15 protein-coding genes and 1 pseudogene are annotated in these 16,572 nt (G+C 69.4%); 13 read left to right on the forward strand and 3 right to left on the reverse strand.

Annotated features, from left to right (window positions below):
• Positions 1–30: 30 nt before the first annotated feature.
• Positions 31–888, reverse strand: a complete 858-nt coding sequence (locus tag EOT10_RS13405) for a RecB family exonuclease (RefSeq protein WP_127828393.1) — start codon at positions 886–888, stop codon at positions 31–33.
• Between the two features lie 205 nt (positions 889–1,093).
• Here EOT10_RS13405 and EOT10_RS13410 point away from each other — a divergent pair, with 205 nt between their 5' ends.
• The 3 genes from EOT10_RS13410 to EOT10_RS13420 all read left to right on the forward strand — a co-directional run bounded on the left by EOT10_RS13410 (position 1,094) and on the right by EOT10_RS13420 (position 4,627).
• Positions 1,094–2,758: a site-2 protease family protein gene (locus tag EOT10_RS13410; RefSeq protein ID WP_189491529.1), complete on the forward strand. Its 1,665-nt coding sequence runs from the start codon at positions 1,094–1,096 to the stop codon at positions 2,756–2,758.
• 163 nt (positions 2,759–2,921) lie between these two features.
• Positions 2,922–3,827, forward strand: a complete 906-nt coding sequence (locus EOT10_RS13415; protein WP_127828394.1) for a tRNA (adenine-N1)-methyltransferase — start codon at positions 2,922–2,924, stop codon at positions 3,825–3,827.
• Positions 3,828–4,048: 221 nt separating this feature from the next.
• Positions 4,049–4,627 (forward strand): hypothetical protein, encoded by a 579-nt coding sequence (locus tag EOT10_RS13420; RefSeq protein WP_127828395.1) that lies wholly within the window; start codon positions 4,049–4,051, stop codon positions 4,625–4,627.
• 77 nt (positions 4,628–4,704) lie between these two features.
• Here the strand turns inward: EOT10_RS13420 and EOT10_RS13425 are convergent, their stop codons facing one another.
• Positions 4,705–5,019 (reverse strand): ferredoxin, encoded by a 315-nt coding sequence (locus EOT10_RS13425; protein WP_127828396.1) that lies wholly within the window; start codon positions 5,017–5,019, stop codon positions 4,705–4,707.
• A gap of 254 nt (positions 5,020–5,273) precedes the next feature.
• Here EOT10_RS13425 and arc point away from each other — a divergent pair, with 254 nt between their 5' ends.
• From arc to prcA, 6 genes and pseudogenes are all read left to right on the forward strand, one after another.
• Positions 5,274–7,040, forward strand: coding sequence for a proteasome ATPase (gene arc / locus EOT10_RS13435; protein ID WP_127828398.1), 1,767 nt, complete (start codon positions 5,274–5,276; stop codon positions 7,038–7,040).
• Positions 7,041–7,310: 270 nt separating this feature from the next.
• Complete coding sequence (gene dop, locus EOT10_RS13440) at positions 7,311–8,822, forward strand: depupylase/deamidase Dop (RefSeq protein ID WP_189491532.1); 1,512 nt, start codon at positions 7,311–7,313, stop codon at positions 8,820–8,822.
• Between the two features lie 120 nt (positions 8,823–8,942).
• Complete coding sequence (locus tag EOT10_RS13445; RefSeq protein WP_016325855.1) at positions 8,943–9,161, forward strand: ubiquitin-like protein Pup; 219 nt, start codon at positions 8,943–8,945, stop codon at positions 9,159–9,161.
• 95 nt (positions 9,162–9,256) lie between these two features.
• Positions 9,257–9,442 (forward strand): annotated as a pseudogene (locus tag EOT10_RS13450) (endonuclease domain-containing protein); the annotation flags it as partial.
• On the forward strand, positions 9,394–10,239 hold the full coding sequence (gene prcB, locus EOT10_RS13455) for a proteasome subunit beta (protein ID WP_127828399.1): 846 nt from the start codon (positions 9,394–9,396) through the stop codon (positions 10,237–10,239). The pseudogene EOT10_RS13450 and the gene prcB, both read left to right, overlap by 49 nt.
• Positions 10,240–10,315: 76 nt before the next feature.
• A complete protein-coding gene (gene prcA / locus EOT10_RS13460) occupies positions 10,316–11,080 on the forward strand; it encodes a proteasome subunit alpha (RefSeq protein WP_127828400.1) in 765 nt (254 codons plus the stop codon).
• Positions 11,081–11,144: 64 nt separating this feature from the next.
• Here the strand turns inward: prcA and EOT10_RS13465 are convergent, their stop codons facing one another.
• On the reverse strand, positions 11,145–12,242 hold the full coding sequence (locus tag EOT10_RS13465; protein ID WP_127828401.1) for a LacI family DNA-binding transcriptional regulator: 1,098 nt from the start codon (positions 12,240–12,242) through the stop codon (positions 11,145–11,147).
• 67 nt (positions 12,243–12,309) lie between these two features.
• Here EOT10_RS13465 and EOT10_RS13470 point away from each other — a divergent pair, with 67 nt between their 5' ends.
• The 4 genes from EOT10_RS13470 (at position 12,310) to EOT10_RS13485 (ending at position 16,527) form a co-directional block, all read left to right on the forward strand.
• Positions 12,310–13,569, forward strand: a complete 1,260-nt coding sequence (locus EOT10_RS13470; protein WP_127828402.1) for an MFS transporter — start codon at positions 12,310–12,312, stop codon at positions 13,567–13,569.
• A 9-nt stretch (positions 13,570–13,578) separates the two neighbouring features.
• Positions 13,579–14,940 carry a Pup--protein ligase gene (gene pafA, locus EOT10_RS13475; RefSeq protein WP_030606492.1) on the forward strand — a complete coding sequence of 454 codons (1,362 nt, stop codon included), beginning with the start codon at positions 13,579–13,581 and terminating at the stop codon, positions 14,938–14,940.
• 139 nt (positions 14,941–15,079) lie between these two features.
• Positions 15,080–16,096, forward strand: a complete 1,017-nt coding sequence (locus EOT10_RS13480) for an FKBP-type peptidyl-prolyl cis-trans isomerase (RefSeq protein WP_127828403.1) — start codon at positions 15,080–15,082, stop codon at positions 16,094–16,096.
• Positions 16,097–16,155: 59 nt separating this feature from the next.
• Positions 16,156–16,527, forward strand: a complete 372-nt coding sequence (locus EOT10_RS13485; protein WP_127828404.1) for an FKBP-type peptidyl-prolyl cis-trans isomerase — start codon at positions 16,156–16,158, stop codon at positions 16,525–16,527.
• Positions 16,528–16,572: the final 45 nt, after the last annotated feature.

Here is a 16,572-nt window from a genome sequence, read left to right on the forward strand (position 1 = left end):
TCCTTCGGTAGTCCGGGCCATTCTGCCCTGCTAGCCCTCGTCGGACCCGGGCACCCTGACCTGAAGGGGATACGGCGGGGGCGTCCCACCGAATTCCGGGCAAACCGCCTGATGGTCGCACCAACCGCACAGCTTCGTCGGCCGGGGCCGCCACTCGCCCGTCTCCGTGGCCAACTGGATCGCGTCCCACAGCGCGTGCAGCTTGCGCTCCACCCGCTCGAGATCGGCCACCACCGGGTCGTACGTCAGCACATCACCACTGCCCAGATAGACCAGCTGGAGCCGGCGTGGCACGACACCCTTCAGGCGCCACACCACCAGCGCGTAGAACTTCATCTGGAACAGCGCGCCCTCCGCGTACTCGGGGCGCGGGGCCTTGCCCGTCTTGTAGTCGACGATCCGGACCTCGCCCGTCGGCGCGACGTCGACGCGGTCGATGATGCCGCGCAGCTTCAGGCCCGACTCCAGCTCCGCCTCGACGAACAGCTCCCGCTCGGCAGGCTCCAGGCGCGTCGGGTCCTCCAGGGTGAACCAGCGCTCGACGAGCTGCTCGGCCTCGCCCAGCCAGCGCGCCATCCGCTCGCCCTCACCGTCGTCCGCGAACAGCTCCGCCAGCTCCGGCTTCACCTCGCGCAGCCGGTCCCACTGGCCCGGGATGAGCGACTTCGCGCGCGGCGCCGTCCGCTCACCCGCGGGAGCGTCGAACAGTCTCTCCAGCACGGCGTGCACCAGCGTGCCGCGCGTCGCCGCCTCGCTCGGCTTCTCCGGCAGCTTGTCGATCACCCGGAACCGGTAGAGCAACGGGCACTGCATGAAGTCGCTCGCGCGCGAGGGCGAGAGCGACGCCGGGCGAGCGGCCGCGGCGGCCCCTTCGGTGCTGGTTTCCATGACGACAGACCTTACGGGCCGCCACTGACAGTCAGGTACGGCACGCATCGTGGGCGTCCTGGTGGGCAGGGGCCGGTGACGGCGGGGGAGTCGACGAGGGCCACGCCACACCGGACGCATACCATCGACTGCACACCGCCCCGCCCCGCATGATCGTGCGACGGCAGGGGCGAGGGACGTCGAACGAGGGGACCGAGGGATCACCGTGGACGAGAGCGGCCGGCCGCAGCCCGGCAGCGGTACGACGGACGACCACCAGGCCGCCCGCCCGCACCCCACGCCCCCACCGCCCACGAACGGCGACCTCCGCGCGAACTCCGCCCCGCGCCCGCCCCAGGACGAGCGTCCGGCGGAGGAAGAGGAACCGGAGAACGCCTCGCCGTCCGACCCGGAGCCCGAAGACCGGCAGCCCGACGACCAGGCTTCCGACGGCCGGGCCTCCGACGACCAGGCCTCCGACGGCCGGGAGCCCGACGACCAGGCCTCCGACGACCGGGCTCCCGGCGACCGCGCCTCCGACGACCAGGCCTCCGACGACCGGGCTTCCGGCGACCGCGCCTCCGACGACCAGGCCTCCGGCGACCCGGCTGACGACACGGAGCCCGCTGAGCACGCCGAGCGCACCGAGCACGCCGAGCGCACCGAAGAACCGGCCCAGGCCACTCCCACCCCAGCCCGCACCCCCGCGACCAGCGGTCGGCGTCCGGCCAAGGCGCCCGACGCCCGGGGCGGGATCCTGATGGGGCGCCCCTTCGGCGTGCCCGTCTACGTCGCGCCCAGCTGGTTCCTCGTCGCCGCCCTCATCACCTGGGTCTTCGGCGGCCAGCTCGACCGCGTCCTGCCCGAACTCGGCCCCGCCCGCTATCTCGTGTCCCTCTTCTTCGCGGTCGCGTTCTACGCCTCCGTACTCGTCCACGAGCTCGCCCACACCGTCGTCGCACTGCGCTACAAACTGCCGGTGCGCCGTATCCAGCTGCAGTTCTTCGGTGGCGTGTCCGAGATCGAGAAGGAGTCCGAGACCCCGGGACGCGAGTTCGTCCTCGCGTTCGTCGGGCCGCTGCTGTCCCTCGTCCTCGCGGGCGTCTTCTACCTCGGCATGCTCGCCGTCGAGCCCGGCACCGTGCCCGGCGTCCTCCTCGCGGGCCTGATGATCTCCAACCTCATCGTCGCCGCGTTCAACCTGCTCCCCGGCCTCCCCCTCGACGGCGGCCGCATGCTCCGCGCCATCGTCTGGAAGATCACCGGCAAGCCCATGAGCGGCACCGTCGCCGCCGCCTGGGTCGGCCGGGCCCTCGCCCTCGCCGTCCTCATCGGGCTGCCCCTGCTCACCCAGACGGGCGCACTCGGCCGCGCAGCCACGGACACCGGCGGCATGGACACCGTCACAGACGCCCTGCTCGCCGCCATCCTCGCCGCGATCATCTGGACCGGCGCCGGCAACAGCCTCCGCGTGGCTCGCCTGCGCGAACACCTCCCCGAACTGCGCGCCCGCACGCTCACCCGCCGTGCGGTCCCCGTGGAGAGCGCCACCCCTCTCTCCGAGGCCCTGCGCCGCGCCAACGAGGCGGGCGCCCGCGCCCTCGTCGTCGTCGACGCCGACGGCGAACCCCGGTCCCTCGTCCGCGAGGCCGCCATCGTCGGCGTACCCGAACACCGCCGCCCCTGGGTCTCCGTCAGCGGACTCGCCCAGGACCTCACCGACGGCATGCGCGTCTCCGCGGAACTCGCCGGCGAGGAACTCCTCGACACCCTGCGCGCCACCCCCGCCACCGAGTACCTGGTCGTCGAGGAGAGCGGCGCCATCTACGGGGTCCTGTCCGCAGCGGACGTGGAGCGAGCCTTCGTCAAGGCGATGGCGAGGCCGGCGTGACGACCCCCCGCACCTGAGCCCCCCGACAGGGGCGCGGGGCCGTTTCGACGTGCGGCTCCGCCGCGTGGGCGCGAGCAACCACAACCGACGCCCACTGTCCTCACGCACCCCCGGCCCGCCTCCGCCGGTCAGGCGCACCGCAGGGACCCGGTAGGCTGGTCACATGTCCGAACCGACCGGTGCCGCCCGCCGACGCGGGCCCTTCAAGGTCGGGGACCAGGTACAGCTGACCGACCCCAAGGGCCGCCACTACACGTTCACGCTCGAGGCCGGGAAGAACTTTCACACCCACAAGGGTTCCTTCCCGCACGACGAGCTGATCGGCGCACCCGAGGGCAGCGTTGTCCGCACCACCGGAAACGTCGCCTATCTCGCGCTGCGCCCCCTGCTCCCCGACTACGTCCTGTCCATGCCCCGCGGCGCCGCCGTGGTCTACCCCAAGGACGCGGGGCAGATCCTGGCCTTCGCCGACATCTTCCCCGGCGCCCGCGTCGTCGAGGCAGGCGTCGGCTCCGGCTCGCTGAGCAGCTTCCTGCTGCGCGCCATCGGCGACGAGGGCATGCTGCACTCCTACGAGCGCCGCGAGGACTTCGCCGAGATCGCCACGCAGAACGTGGAGCGCTACTTCGGCGGCCCCCACCCCGCCTGGCAGCTCACCGTCGGCGACCTCCAGGACAACCTGAGCGACACCGACGTGGACCGCGTCATCCTCGACATGCTCGCCCCCTGGGAGTGCCTGGACGTCGTCAAGAAGGCGCTCGTCCCCGGCGGCATCCTCTGCTGCTACGTGGCGACCACCACCCAGCTCGCGCGGACCGTCGAGTCCATCCGCGAGATCGGCTGCTTCAACGAGCCGACGTCCTGGGAGTCGATGATCCGTAACTGGCACGTCGAGGGCCTGGCCGTCCGCCCGGACCACCGCATGATCGGCCACACCGGCTTCCTCCTCACCGCCCGCCGCCTCGCGGACGGCGTCGAGCCGCCCATGCGCCGCCGACGCCCCGCGAAGGGCGCTTACGGCGAGGACTACTCGGGCCCCAACGCCGACGGCGGCAACGCCGGACGCTGACCCGCGTACCCGACACAACGCGCAAACGCCGCCGCCGAGTTCCCCGCACACCCGGGGGAACTCGGCGGCGGCGTTTGCGCGTTGAGGGCCCGCACAGGCGCAACGACAGGGCGCTCTCCATCAACCTGAGAATCAGCGGACCCTGACGTTCCCCCGCACTGTGAGGTATGGCACGATGCTGGCCACCCCCACCGGCACAGCCCTCACAGGAGACACTCCTAGTGCAGCACCCCGCCGTCCCGGAACTGGCGCACACCACCACCCGTCCCATCCACTGGCTGGCGACCGCGACGGCCGTCTCGGCCGTCGTCGCGGTCTCCTCCTTCCTGCAGCCCGGCGCGGCCACCGCGGCCCAGCCGGGACCGCGGTCCGCCGACACCAGAACCACCGCGGCGGCCCCCGATCCGGCCGCCGTCCACTTCCCGCTCCAGTGCGGGCCAGCCAAGGTCCTCGTGGTCAAGAAGGCCACCGGCGACCTCGACGGTGACGGAAGTCCGGAAACCGTCGCCGTGGTCCGCTGCGACGCCGGCTCCGGCACCCCGCCCAGCGGCGTCTACGTCCTCACCCGGTCCCACGAGGCGCACGCCGGACCCCGCATCGTCGCCACCCTCGTCGACCCGAAGAACCGGCTCACGGCGGACGACGTAGCGGTGCGCGACGGAGCAGTCACCGCCACGCTCCTCGGCTACTCCAGCCCCGCCGTCCCCAGTTGCTGCCCCGACACCACGGACAAGGCGAAGTGGCAGTGGAAGGGCGCCGCGTTCGTCCGCTCCACCCCCGCCGAGGCCCGCAGCATCTGACCCCACGCGTACAAGAAGGGCCCGCGCCACCGGAAACGGCGGCACGGGCCCTTCTTGTACGTACGGAAACCCCGCGGTCACTCCGCGTCAGGGCCGTAGACCTCCACCCTGTCCGAAACACGACGTACGTGGATGCAGTCGCCCGGGCACTCCTTCGCGGAATCCACGACGTCGTTCAGCAGCTGAAGGGGCACCGGGGTGGTCGCCCCCTGCGCCTGCAACAGCTCGTCGTCCGCGCTCTTCACGTAAGCCAGTCCGTCGATGTCCAGCTCGAAGACCTCGGGCGCGTACTGCGCACAGATCCCGTCGCCGGTGCAGAGGTCCTGGTCGATCCACACCTCAAGGGCGACGCCGCTGTCGGTGCCGGATCCGGCCTCCTGCTGCACGCTCATGTCTCCTGCCGTTTCCTGCCTAGAACCGCCCCGCGTACCAGCAAGTCGGGCCAGCTCCGACGGGTGTTGAACACGTCGACCCTACAACCGGCCGCTTCCCAATCATGTTGGGTGGGTATTCCCCTGGCGTGAGGGAGAGCGCAAGGGTGAAGATCGGACACACCCCCACGGTCTTTGTGATCTAGGGGTTTCAATCGACACCCACCCAGGTAGGGTCTGGAAGCGTCCAGCTCCCCTTGGAGGAGGTGAGGACCGTGGCAGCCCACGACGACGACATGAACCGCGGCATCCGCCCGGGACGAGGGTCCGACGACCCCGCCGGTCAGATTGCCTATCTTGAGCAGGAGATCGCCGTCCTGCGACGCAAGCTCGCCGACTCTCCGCGTCATACGAGGATTCTCGAAGAGCGGATCGTCGAGCTGCAGACCAACCTGGCCGGCGTGTCCGCGCAGAACGAGCGGCTCGCCAACACGCTCAGGGAGGCCCGCGACCAGATCGTGGCTCTCAAGGAGGAAGTCGACCGGCTCGCACAGCCGCCGGCCGGCTTCGGAGTCTTCCTCGTGGCGAACGAGGACGGTACCGCCGACATCTTCACCGGCGGCCGCAAGCTCCGGGTGAACGTGAGCCCCAGCGTGGAGCTCGAAGAGCTCAGGCGCGGCCAGGAAGTGATGCTCAACGAAGCGCTCAACGTGGTCGAGGCCATGGAGTACGAGAGCGTCGGCGACATCGTCACCCTCAAGGAGATCCTCGAGGACGGCGAGCGCGCCCTGGTGGTGGGGCACACCGATGAAGAACGAGTGGTCCGGCTCGCCGAACCACTCCTCGACATCACCATCCGCCCCGGCGACGCCCTCCTGCTCGAACCCCGATCCGGCTATGTCTACGAAGTCGTACCCAAGAGCGAAGTCGAAGAGCTCGTCCTGGAAGAGGTCCCGGACATCGGCTACGAGCAGATCGGCGGCCTGGGAAACCAGATCGAACTGATCCGCGACGCGGTCGAGCTCCCCTACCTCTACCCGGACCTGTTCAAGGAGCACGAGCTGCGGCCGCCCAAGGGCGTCCTGCTCTACGGGCCTCCCGGCTGCGGCAAGACCCTGATCGCCAAGGCGGTGGCCAACTCCCTTGCCAAGAAGGTCGCGGAAGTGACCGGACAGGCCACGGGCAAGAGCTTCTTCCTGAACATCAAGGGCCCCGAGCTGCTCAACAAGTACGTCGGCGAGACCGAGCGGCAGATCCGCCTCGTCTTCCAGCGTGCGCGTGAGAAGGCCAGCGAGGGCACCCCCGTCATCGTCTTCTTCGACGAGATGGAGTCCCTCTTCCGCACCCGCGGATCCGGTGTCAGCTCGGACGTGGAGAACACCATCGTCCCGCAGCTGCTCGCCGAGATCGACGGTGTCGAAGGCCTGGAGAACGTGGTCGTGATCGGCGCCTCCAACCGTGAGGACATGATCGACCCCGCGATCCTGCGGCCCGGACGACTCGACGTGAAGATCAAGATCGAGCGCCCGGACGCCGAAGCGGCCAAGGACATCTTCGCCAAGTACCTCACCGCCCGCCTGCCGCTGCACGCCGACGACCTCGGGGAGCACGGCGGCGACCGCGGCAGTACGGTCCAGGGCATGATCCAGACCGCCGTCGAACAGATGTACGCCGAGTCCGAGGAGAACCGCTTCCTCGAGGTCACGTACGCCAACGGCGACAAGGAAGTCCTCTACTTCAAGGACTTCAACTCCGGCGCCATGATCGAGAACATCGTCGGCCGCGCCAAGAAGGCCGCCATCAAGGCCTTCCTCGAACACAACCAGAAGGGCCTCAGGGTCTCCCACCTCCTCCAGGCCTGCGTGGACGAGTTCAAGGAGAACGAGGACCTGCCCAACACCACCAACCCCGACGACTGGGCCCGCATCTCCGGCAAGAAGGGCGAACGGATCGTCTACATCCGTACGCTCGTCACCGGAAAGCAGGGCGCGGACACCGGACGCTCCATCGACACGGTGGCGAACACCGGGCAGTACCTGTAAAAGGCAGGGCGGCTGCGGGTGCCTCTACCGGGTACCCGCAGCCGACTGTTTTCCAGGCAACGAACACCCGCTGCTTTCCAGACAGTGACCAGCTCGCAGCACAGCGAGAGCAATGACGGTAATGATCTCCCCACCAGCGCAAAGGCGTTCTAGGCTCTTCAATGCCGCCGAGTCGCGCAGTGCGGGGACGGGCACCGCACGCGCACCGGAGAACCAGCGGTACTTGAGCGCCGCCCCCGAACGGGGACGCCGCCGGGCAAGGAGGGCCGCATGACCGTACGGCGAGTAATGGGCATCGAGACGGAGTACGGGATCTCCGTCCCCGGCCATCCCAACGCCAATGCCATGCTCACCTCGTCCCAGATCGTCAATGCCTACGCGGCGGCGATGCACCGGGCGCGCCGCGCCCGCTGGGACTTCGAGGAAGAGAATCCGCTGCGGGACGCCCGGGGATTCGACCTCGCCCGTGAGGTCGCCGACTCCAGCCAGCTCACCGACGAGGACATCGGCCTGGCCAACGTCATCCTCACCAACGGTGCCCGCCTCTACGTAGACCACGCACACCCCGAATACAGCGCCCCCGAGGTCACCAACCCCCGGGACGCCGTCCTGTGGGACAAGGCCGGCGAGCGCATCATGGCCGAGGCCGCCGAGCGCGCCGCCCAGCTCCCCGGGGCCCAGCCGATCCACCTCTACAAGAACAACACCGACAACAAGGGCGCCTCCTACGGGACGCACGAGAACTACCTGATGAAGCGGGAGACCCCCTTCTCGGACATCGTGCGCCACCTGACGCCCTTCTTCGTGTCCCGCCAGGTCGTCACCGGCGCCGGCCGCGTCGGCATCGGCCAGGACGGCCACGAGCACGGCTTCCAGCTCAGCCAGCGCGCGGACTACTTCGAGGTCGAGGTCGGCCTGGAGACGACCCTCAAGCGCCCCATCATCAACACCAGGGACGAGCCGCACGCCGACGCCGAGAAGTACCGCCGGCTGCACGTGATCATCGGAGACGCGAACCTCTCCGAGATCTCGACCTACCTCAAGCTGGGCACGACGGCCCTCGTCCTCTCCATGATCGAGGACGGCTTCATCGCCGTCGACCTCGCCGTCGAACAGCCCGTACGCACCCTCCACCAGGTCTCCCACGACCCCACCCTGCAACACCTCGTCACCCTCCGCAGCGGCCGCACACTCACCGCGGTGCAGCTCCAGATGGAGTACTTCGAGCTGGCCAGGAAGTACGTCGAGGAGCGCTTCGGGGCCGACGCCGACGAGCAGACCAAGGACGTCCTGACCCGCTGGGAGGACGTCCTCGGGCGCCTCGAATCCGACCCGATGAGCCTCTCCGGAGAGCTCGACTGGGTCGCCAAGCGGGAGCTCATGGAGGGCTACCGGCGCCGCGACAACCTCGACTGGGACGCCGCGCGCCTCCACCTCGTGGACCTCCAGTACGCCGACGTAAGGGCCGAGAAAGGCCTGTACAACCGTCTCGCGGCCCGCGGCAAGATGAAGCGCCTCCTGGACGAGCCGGAGGTCGAGAGGGCGCGTACGCAGCCTCCTGAGGACACCAGGGCCTACTTCCGCGGCCGCTGCCTGGAGCAGTACGCCGACGACGTCGCCGCGGCCTCCTGGGACTCGGTGATCTTCGATCTGCCCGGCCGTGACTCCCTGCAGCGGGTCCCAACCCTCGAACCCCTTCGCGGAACGCGTAATCACGTGAAGGAGCTGCTCGACCGGTGCCGCACGGCCGAAGATCTGGTCCGGGTGCTGTCCGGCGGCTGAAAAGCCGGCGGCCGGGGAATCACACAGGTGGGCCCCGCACGTTGAACAAACTGCGGGGCCGATGTCGGACCCGGCTTGTAGGGTCTGATCAAGAACGTCGAACCGAGCGGGGTGAGGTAGATGGCGACCAAGGACACCGGCGGCGGACAGCAGAAGGCGACGCGTTCCACCGAGGAGGTCGAGGAGCAGGCGCAGGACGCGCAGGCCTCGGAAGACCTCAAGGAACGCCAGGAAAAGCTGAGCGACGACGTCGACTCCGTGCTGGACGAGATCGACGATGTCTTGGAGGAGAACGCCGAGGACTTCGTGCGGTCCTTCGTTCAGAAGGGTGGACAGTAGTCCACATACGTGTACGGCTAGGTGGTGGGGCAGTGCCCGGTACGTACGGGGGCACTGCCTCTCGCGCCCTTGTGTGATCCGGCGAAAAGCGTCTCGCCGTGGATGTGGATCACCGCCACGAGACGGGTAGGGTCCGTGGCGTACTGTGCTTCAACTGCAATTCGGCCATCGGCAAGTTGGGAGACGATCCCGACGCCATTCGTCGGGCCGCCGCCTACGTGGAAGGAAACGCGTGGAAGCCAACTCTCGTAGCACCGGGCGTCTACCAGCTGCCTTCCTGACGCCTGGATCGTCGTCCTTCGTGGACTTTCTGTCCGAGCATCAGCCGGAGTTCCTGCCCGGGAACCGTCAACTTCCGGCCGTGAAGGGCGCGATCGAGGCGCCGCACGGCACGACGATCGTGTCCGTGACGTTCCCCGGCGGCGTGGTTCTCGCCGGTGACCGGCGGGCCACGATGGGCAACATGATCGCCCAGCGCGACATCGAGAAGGTCTTTCCGGCGGACGAGTACTCGGCGGTGGGCATCGCCGGTACGGCCGGTCTGGCCGTGGAGATGGTGAAGCTCTTCCAGCTGGAGCTGGAGCACTTCGAGAAGGTGGAAGGCGCCCAGCTCTCCCTTGAGGGCAAGGCGAACCGGCTCTCGACGATGATCCGGTCGAACCTCGGCATGGCCATGCAGGGCCTGGCCGTGGTGCCGCTGTTCGCGGGGTACGACGTGGACCGCGGCAAGGGCCGCATCTTCTCGTACGACGTCACGGGCGGCCGCAGCGAGGAGCACGGGTACGCGGCGACCGGCTCCGGGTCGATCTTCGCGCGGGGGGCCATGAAGAAGCTCTACCGCGACGACCTGACGGAGTCGGAGGCGACGACGCTGGTCGTGCAGGCGCTGTACGACGCGGCGGACGACGACTCGGCGACCGGTGGTCCCGATGTGGCGCGCCGGATCTATCCGATCGTCACGGTCATCACGGACGACGGGTTCCGCAGGCTCACCGACGAGGAGGGTTCGCAGATCGCCCGTTCCATCCTGGAGCGCCGCCTTGAGCAGCCCGACGGCCCGCGGGCCGCGCTTCTCTGACCCGGGCCCATCGACCTGTGCCTATTCGCCGCAGACTTGAGTCACTGAGTCACTGACAGAAAGGGACGGACAGCCGGTGTCGACGCCGTTCTATGTCTCACCCCAGCAGGCCATGGCCGACCGGGCGGAGTACGCCCGCAAGGGCATCGCCCGCGGTCGCAGCCTGGTTGTGCTGCAGTACGCCGATGGCATCGTGTTCGTCGGCGAGAACCCGTCCCGTGCGCTGCACAAGTTCAGCGAGATCTATGACCGGATCGGCTTCGCCGCCGCCGGCAAGTACAACGAGTACGAGAATCTGCGGATCGGCGGTGTGCGCTACGCGGATCTGCGGGGTTACACGTACGACCGCGACGACGTGACGGCGCGTGGCCTGGCGAACGTGTACGCGCAGACGCTGGGCACGATCTTCTCGAGCGCCGCCGAGAAGCCGTACGAGGTGGAGCTGGTGGTCGCCGAGGTCGGGGTGACCCCCGACGGTGACCAGATCTACCGGCTTCCGCACGACGGCTCGATCGTCGACGAGCACGGCTCGGTGGCGGTCGGTGGTAACGCGGAGCAGATCAGTACGTATCTGGATCAGCGGCATCGCGACGGGATGACGCTTGCGGAGGCGCTGAAGCTGGCGGTGCAGGCCCTGTCGCGGGACACCAACGGCAGTGAGCGGGAGATCCCCGCGGAGCGGCTCGAGGTGGCGGTTCTGGACCGTACGCGTCCGCAGGCGCGGAAGTTCAAGCGCATCGTGGGGCCGCGGTTGGTGCGGCTGCTCGAGGCCGGTGCGGAGGCGCCGGCGGAGTCGGTGGAGAAGGGCGACGCGGAGGCGGAGTCCGACTCCGAGGAGTGAGCGGGCCTTCCCGAGGGTGTGTGCGGCGCCTCGACTGCTTCGGCGGTCGGGGCGCCGTTTTGTGTCAGCTCGGGGGCGCGGGCGCGGCTGTGGAGCCGCGGATGACCAACTCGACGGGGAGCGCGGTCGTTTCGGGGGTGCGGCCGTCCAGGACGGCGAGGAGGGCCGCCATGCCGCGCTCGCCGAAGAGTTCCGCGGGGAGGCGGACGGTGGTGAGTTCGGGTTCGACGGCGGTGGCGAGGGAGAGGTCGTCGAAGCCGGTGACGGAGAGGTCCTCGGGGATGCGCAGGCCGAGGCCGCGGGCGGCTTTGTAGGCGCCGGTGGCGAGTTTGTCGTCGTCGCAGACGATCGCGGTGGGGCGGGGTCTTGGGGTGGTCAGTGCGGCGTGCGCGGCGGTGCGGGCGGCCTGGACGGTGAGGGCGGAGCGGACGGTGCGGATGTCCGCGGAGGGTACGTGGGCCGTGCGGGCGGCGAGTTCGTGGGCGCGTACGTCGAAGGTCCAGGAGGAGACGGCGGACGCGAGGTGCAGGAAGCGGCGGTGGCCGAGGGTCAGCAGATGGTCCGTCACCTGGCGCATGCCGTCGGCGATGTCGAGGTTGACGGTGGCGGTGCCGGTGGCCGGTGTCTCGCCGGGGTCGCTGTCGAGCATGACGAGGGGCAGTCCGTCGCCCCGGATCGCGGCGACCGCGTCGGAGGCCATCGAGGAGGCCAGTACGCCGTCGAGGGCGGCGCGCGCGGAGTCGAAGGGGTCGCGCGCCGGGCCGGTGCCTTCGGGGGAGGGGTAGAGCACGACGCCGAAGCCGTGCTCGGCGGCGACGCGGGCGGCGCCGGTGTAGACGCCGGCGAAGAACTCGTTGGTGAGGGCGGGGACCACGAGGAGGGCGGTGCGGGTGCGGCCGAGGCGCAGGTTGCGGGCGGCGAGGTTGGGGCGGTAGCCGAGGTCGCGGGCGGCGGCGCGGACGCGTTCGGCGGTGGCCTCGGCGACGCGGCCGCGCCATTTGTCGCCGAGTACGAGGGAGACGGCGGCCTGGGAGACTCCGGCGGCGCGGGCGACGTCGCGGCTGGTGGGGCGGGTGGGGGCCGTCTCGTCTGACCCGGTCGTCACTCGTGCCTCCGTGGGTGTGGGGCGGGGTCGTCCGGTGGACCCGCGGCCTGCGGACATGGTACGTATGACCCTCGACGTTATACGTAAAACCTAAAGGCGCCTCGGGGCGGGGAGAGGGCGGGCGATGGCCGCGGGATATGCGGAGATCCTCAGGGCGCGGTACGCGACGCGGCTGCTTGTCGGCACGCTGGTGGGGCGGCTGCCGAACGCGACGGCCGCGATCGCGATCGTGCTGTTCGTGCGCGCGGAGGGCGGTACGTACAGCCTCGCCGGGGCGCTCGCCGCGGTGTACGGCGTCGCGAACGCCGTGGGCCAGCCGCTGCTCGGCCGGCTCGTCGACCTGCGCGGCCAGCCGAGGGTGCAGCTCCCGGCCGCGGTGGCCTCGGCACTCGCCATGACGGTCTTCGCCTTCGCGGGGACCGGCTCACCGGCGGTCGCCTACGCCGCCGTGGGCGCCGCCGGACTGTGCACACCACCCCTGGAGGGCGGGCTCCGCGCGCTGTGGCCGAACGTGCTGCCGCGCGAGGACCAGGTGCACACGGCGTACGCGATGGACGCGGTGGCGCAGGAAGTCATGTTCACCGTCGGGCCGTTGCTCGTGACCGTGTGTGTGTCGCTGTGGTCGGCGCAGGCCGCGCTCGTCGTCCTGAACGTCGTCGGTGTGCTGGGCGCCCTCTCCGTAGTGGTGTCGCAGCCGTCGCGCGCGTGGCGCTCGGCCCCGCGTGAGGCGCACTGGCTGGGCGCCCTGCGCTCACCCGGGCTCCTCGCGCTCCTCGGCGCGTTCCTGTTCATCGGCATGGCGCTCGGCTCCATCACGGTGGCCGGGGTCTCGTACGCGGACGGGCACGGCGGCGATGTGACGTACGGCTGGCTGATGGCGGCGCTCGGGCTCGGCGCGCTCGTGGGCGGTTCGGTGTACGGGGCGCGGCAGTGGGCCGGTGTTCCCGAGCGGCGGCTGCGGTGGCTGGTGGCCCTGCTGGCCCTGTTCTACGTGCCGTTGGTGCTGATGCCGGGCGTCGTCGCGATGACGGCGCTGACCGCGCTCGCCGGCGTGTTCCTCGCCCCGTCCATCGCCTGCGCGTTCATCATCGTCGACCGGCACGCGCCGCGGGGCACGGTGACGGAGGCGTTCTCGTGGCTCGTGACGACGTTCACGGTGGGCACGTCGGTCGGAACTGCCGCCGGGGGGCCGGTCGTCGAGTGGGGCGGGACGGTGTGGGGCTTCGCCGTTCCCGGCGCGGCGGGGGTGGCCGCGCTGCTGGTGCTGCTGGCCACCGGACGGGTCCTCGCAGCTCCCCGTATCGCCGGGCGTGTCGCGGGGTCATCGGAAAATGATCGAAACGGGGCCGTCGAACCCGGTTTCAGTACAGGGCATCAGGCGTAATGTTCACTCATGGACCGCCGCATTTTCGGGCTGGAGAACGAGTACGGCGTCACATGTACGTTTAGGGGACAGCGCCGCCTGTCTCCTGACGAGGTGGCGCGGTACCTCTTCCGCCGTGTCGTGTCATGGGGCCGCAGCAGCAATGTCTTTCTGCGGAACGGCGCCCGCCTCTATCTCGATGTCGGGTCACATCCGGAATACGCAACTCCCGAATGTGACAACGTGACCGAGTTGGTCACGCACGACAAAGCCGGCGAGCGCATTCTGGAAGGCCTGCTCGTCGACGCCGAACGCCGCCTGCACGAGGAGGGAATCGCGGGCGACGTCTATCTCTTCAAGAACAACACCGACTCGGCGGGAAACTCCTACGGCTGCCACGAGAACTATCTGGTGGCCCGTCACGGGGAGTTCTCGCGACTCGCGGACATCCTCATTCCGTTCCTGGTCACACGGCAATTGCTGTGTGGCGCGGGCAAGGTGCTGCAGACTCCGCGCGGCGCCGTGTACTGCGTGAGCCAGCGTGCCGAGCACATCTGGGAGGGCGTGTCCTCCGCGACCACGCGTTCCCGCCCCATCATCAACACCCGCGACGAACCGCACGCGGACGCCGAGCGTTACCGGCGCCTGCACGTCATCGTCGGCGACTCGAACATGTCCGAGACGACGATGCTCCTCAAGGTGGGCGCCACCGACCTCGTGCTGCGCATGATCGAGGCGGGCACGGTCATGCGTGACCTCACCCTGGAGAACCCGATCCGGGCCATCCGCGAGGTCAGCCACGACATCACCGGCCGGCGCAAGGTGCGTCTGGCCAGCGGCCGCGAGGCATCCGCCCTCGAGGTGCAGCGCGAGTACTACGAGAAGGCCGTGGACTTCTGCGAGCGCCGCGGGATCCGCACCGGCACCGTCGAGCAGGTCCTCGAACTGTGGGGCCGTGTTCTCGACTCGATCGAGGCCGAGGACCTCGACCGGATCGGCACCGAGATCGACTGGGTGATGAAGTACAAGCTCATCGAGCGGTACCGGGCCAAGCACAACATGACCATGTCGCATCCGCGGGTCGCGCAGATAGACCTCGCGTATCACGACATCCACCGTCGCCGGGGTCTCTACTACCTGCTGGAGAGGAAGGGGCAGGCGGCGCGCATCTGCAACGACCTCAAGATCTTCGAGGGCAAGTCGGTGCCGCCGCAGACCACGCGCGCGAGGCTGCGCGGCGACTTCATCCGCAGGGCCCAGGAACAGCGCCGTGACTTCACGGTCGACTGGGTGCACCTCAAGCTGAACGACCAGGCGCAGCGCACGGTGCTGTGCAAGGATCCGTTCCGTTCGGTGGACGACAGGGTCGAGAAACTGATCGCCGGAATGTAGGACGACCGGCCCACCGTCGACCAAAGGCCCCGTACGTGATCTGCGTACGGGGCCTTTGGTGTGCGGTACCCCGGGTAGGGGACGCGAGGGCCTAGAGTGGCCGGACCGTACTCAAGTAACCCGCAACCTGAGGATCACTGTGCGACGCCGACTTGCTGCTCTGCTCATCGTCCCGGCTCTGGCGCTGACCGCGACGGCGTGCGGGGGTGATGACCACAAGAAGAGCGACACGGACAAGTCGGACTCCGCGTCCGCCTCGCCCAAGGCTGAGGCGGGCGCTCCCAAGCCGGTCGACTCGGCGTCGCCGATGCCGACGATCAGTGGTGATGTCGGCAAGCAGGCGACGATCACCGTGCCGAAGGCCGAGCCGAGCGGCAAGTTCGTCGTGCACACGCTGTCGAAGGGCAGCGGCGCCGTGGTCAAGAAGGACGACCTGGTGTCGATGAACTTCACCGGCAAGGTCTGGAAGAGCGGCAAGGACCTCGGCAGCTCCTACCAGCAGGGTGGCAGCCCGCAGCTGATCACCGCGGGTTCGAAGTCGGTCATCCCGGCGTTCTCGGACGCGCTGGTCGGGCAGAAGGAGGGCAGCCGCGTCCTCGTCGTGGCGCCGCCCGCCGCCGGGTTCGGCAGCCAGGGCAACCAGCAGGCGGGCGTCACCGGCACCGACACGCTGGTGTTCGCGATCGACGTCGGCAAGGTCACCCCGAAGATGGCGACCGGCACGCAGGCGTCCATCCCGTCGAACCTGCCGCAGATCAAGGCCGACAAGCCGGAGCCCGCGACGATCTCCGTGCCGAAGAACGACCCGCCGAAGAAGCTGGTCGACCAGGTCCTGATCCACGGCAAGGGTGCCGAGGTCAAGAGCGGCAAGACGGTCACCATGCAGTACAGCGGCGCCGCCTGGAAGATCAACGAGGGCAAGCCGAAGGCCACGCTCTTCGACTCCTCGTACAACACCGGCCAGCCCTTCACCACGGTCATCGGCCAGGGCCAGGTCATCCCGGGCTGGGACAAGGGTCTCGTCGGCAAGCACGTCGGCGACCGGGTCCTCCTGGTGATCCCGGCCGACCAGGCGTACGGCAAGGAGGCCAAGGGCGAGACGCTCCCGGCCAACTCGACCCTCGTCTTCGTCGTGGACATCCTGGCCACGTCCTGACCCGTCGGGATGCAAGACTGTCCGGGTTGCCCAACCGTTTATCAGCAGGAGCAAGAGACGTGAGCATCGAGAAGCCCGAGGTCGACTTCCCCGAGGGGCAGCCGCCGGCTGACCTGGAGATCAAGGAGATCTGGGAAGGTGACGGCGCCGTCGCCAAGGCCGGCGACAACGTCAAGGTCCACTACGTGGGCGTGGCCTTCTCCACCGGCGAGGAGTTCGACTCCTCCTGGAACCGTGGGACCCCGCTCCAGTTCAAGCTCGGCATCGGTCAGGTCATCGCCGGCTGGGACAAGGGCGTGCAGGGCATGAAGGTCGGCGGGCGCCGCCAGCTGACCATCCCCGCGCACCTCGCCTACGGCGACCGTGGTGCCGGCACCGCGATCGCCCCCGGCGAGACGCTGATCTTCGTCTGCGACCTGGTCGCGGTCTGACCGTCACCGACGAGGTCGCCGTCTGATCAGGCTGTGACCGCAAGC

The sequence above is a fragment of the Streptomyces antnestii genome (assembly GCF_004005495.1).
Classification (GTDB): Bacteria; Actinomycetota; Actinomycetes; order Streptomycetales; family Streptomycetaceae; genus Streptomyces; species Streptomyces antnestii.

Excerpts from the sequence above, each read along its gene's own strand:
- EOT10_RS13405 (WP_127828393.1), bottom strand. The coding sequence starts at position 888 with ATGGAAACCAGCACCGAAGGGGCCGCCGCGGCCGCTCGCCCGGCGTCG.
- EOT10_RS13415 (WP_127828394.1), top strand. The coding sequence starts at position 2,922 with ATGTCCGAACCGACCGGTGCCGCCCGCCGACGCGGGCCCTTCAAGGTC.
- EOT10_RS13425 (WP_127828396.1), bottom strand. The coding sequence starts at position 5,019 with ATGAGCGTGCAGCAGGAGGCCGGATCCGGCACCGACAGCGGCGTCGCC.
- dop (WP_189491532.1), top strand. The coding sequence starts at position 7,311 with ATGACCGTACGGCGAGTAATGGGCATCGAGACGGAGTACGGGATCTCC.
- EOT10_RS13445 (WP_016325855.1), top strand. The coding sequence starts at position 8,943 with ATGGCGACCAAGGACACCGGCGGCGGACAGCAGAAGGCGACGCGTTCC.
- EOT10_RS13465 (WP_127828401.1), bottom strand. The coding sequence starts at position 12,242 with ATGTCCGCAGGCCGCGGGTCCACCGGACGACCCCGCCCCACACCCACG.
- EOT10_RS13470 (WP_127828402.1), top strand. The coding sequence starts at position 12,310 with ATGGCCGCGGGATATGCGGAGATCCTCAGGGCGCGGTACGCGACGCGG.
- pafA (WP_030606492.1), top strand. The coding sequence starts at position 13,579 with ATGGACCGCCGCATTTTCGGGCTGGAGAACGAGTACGGCGTCACATGT.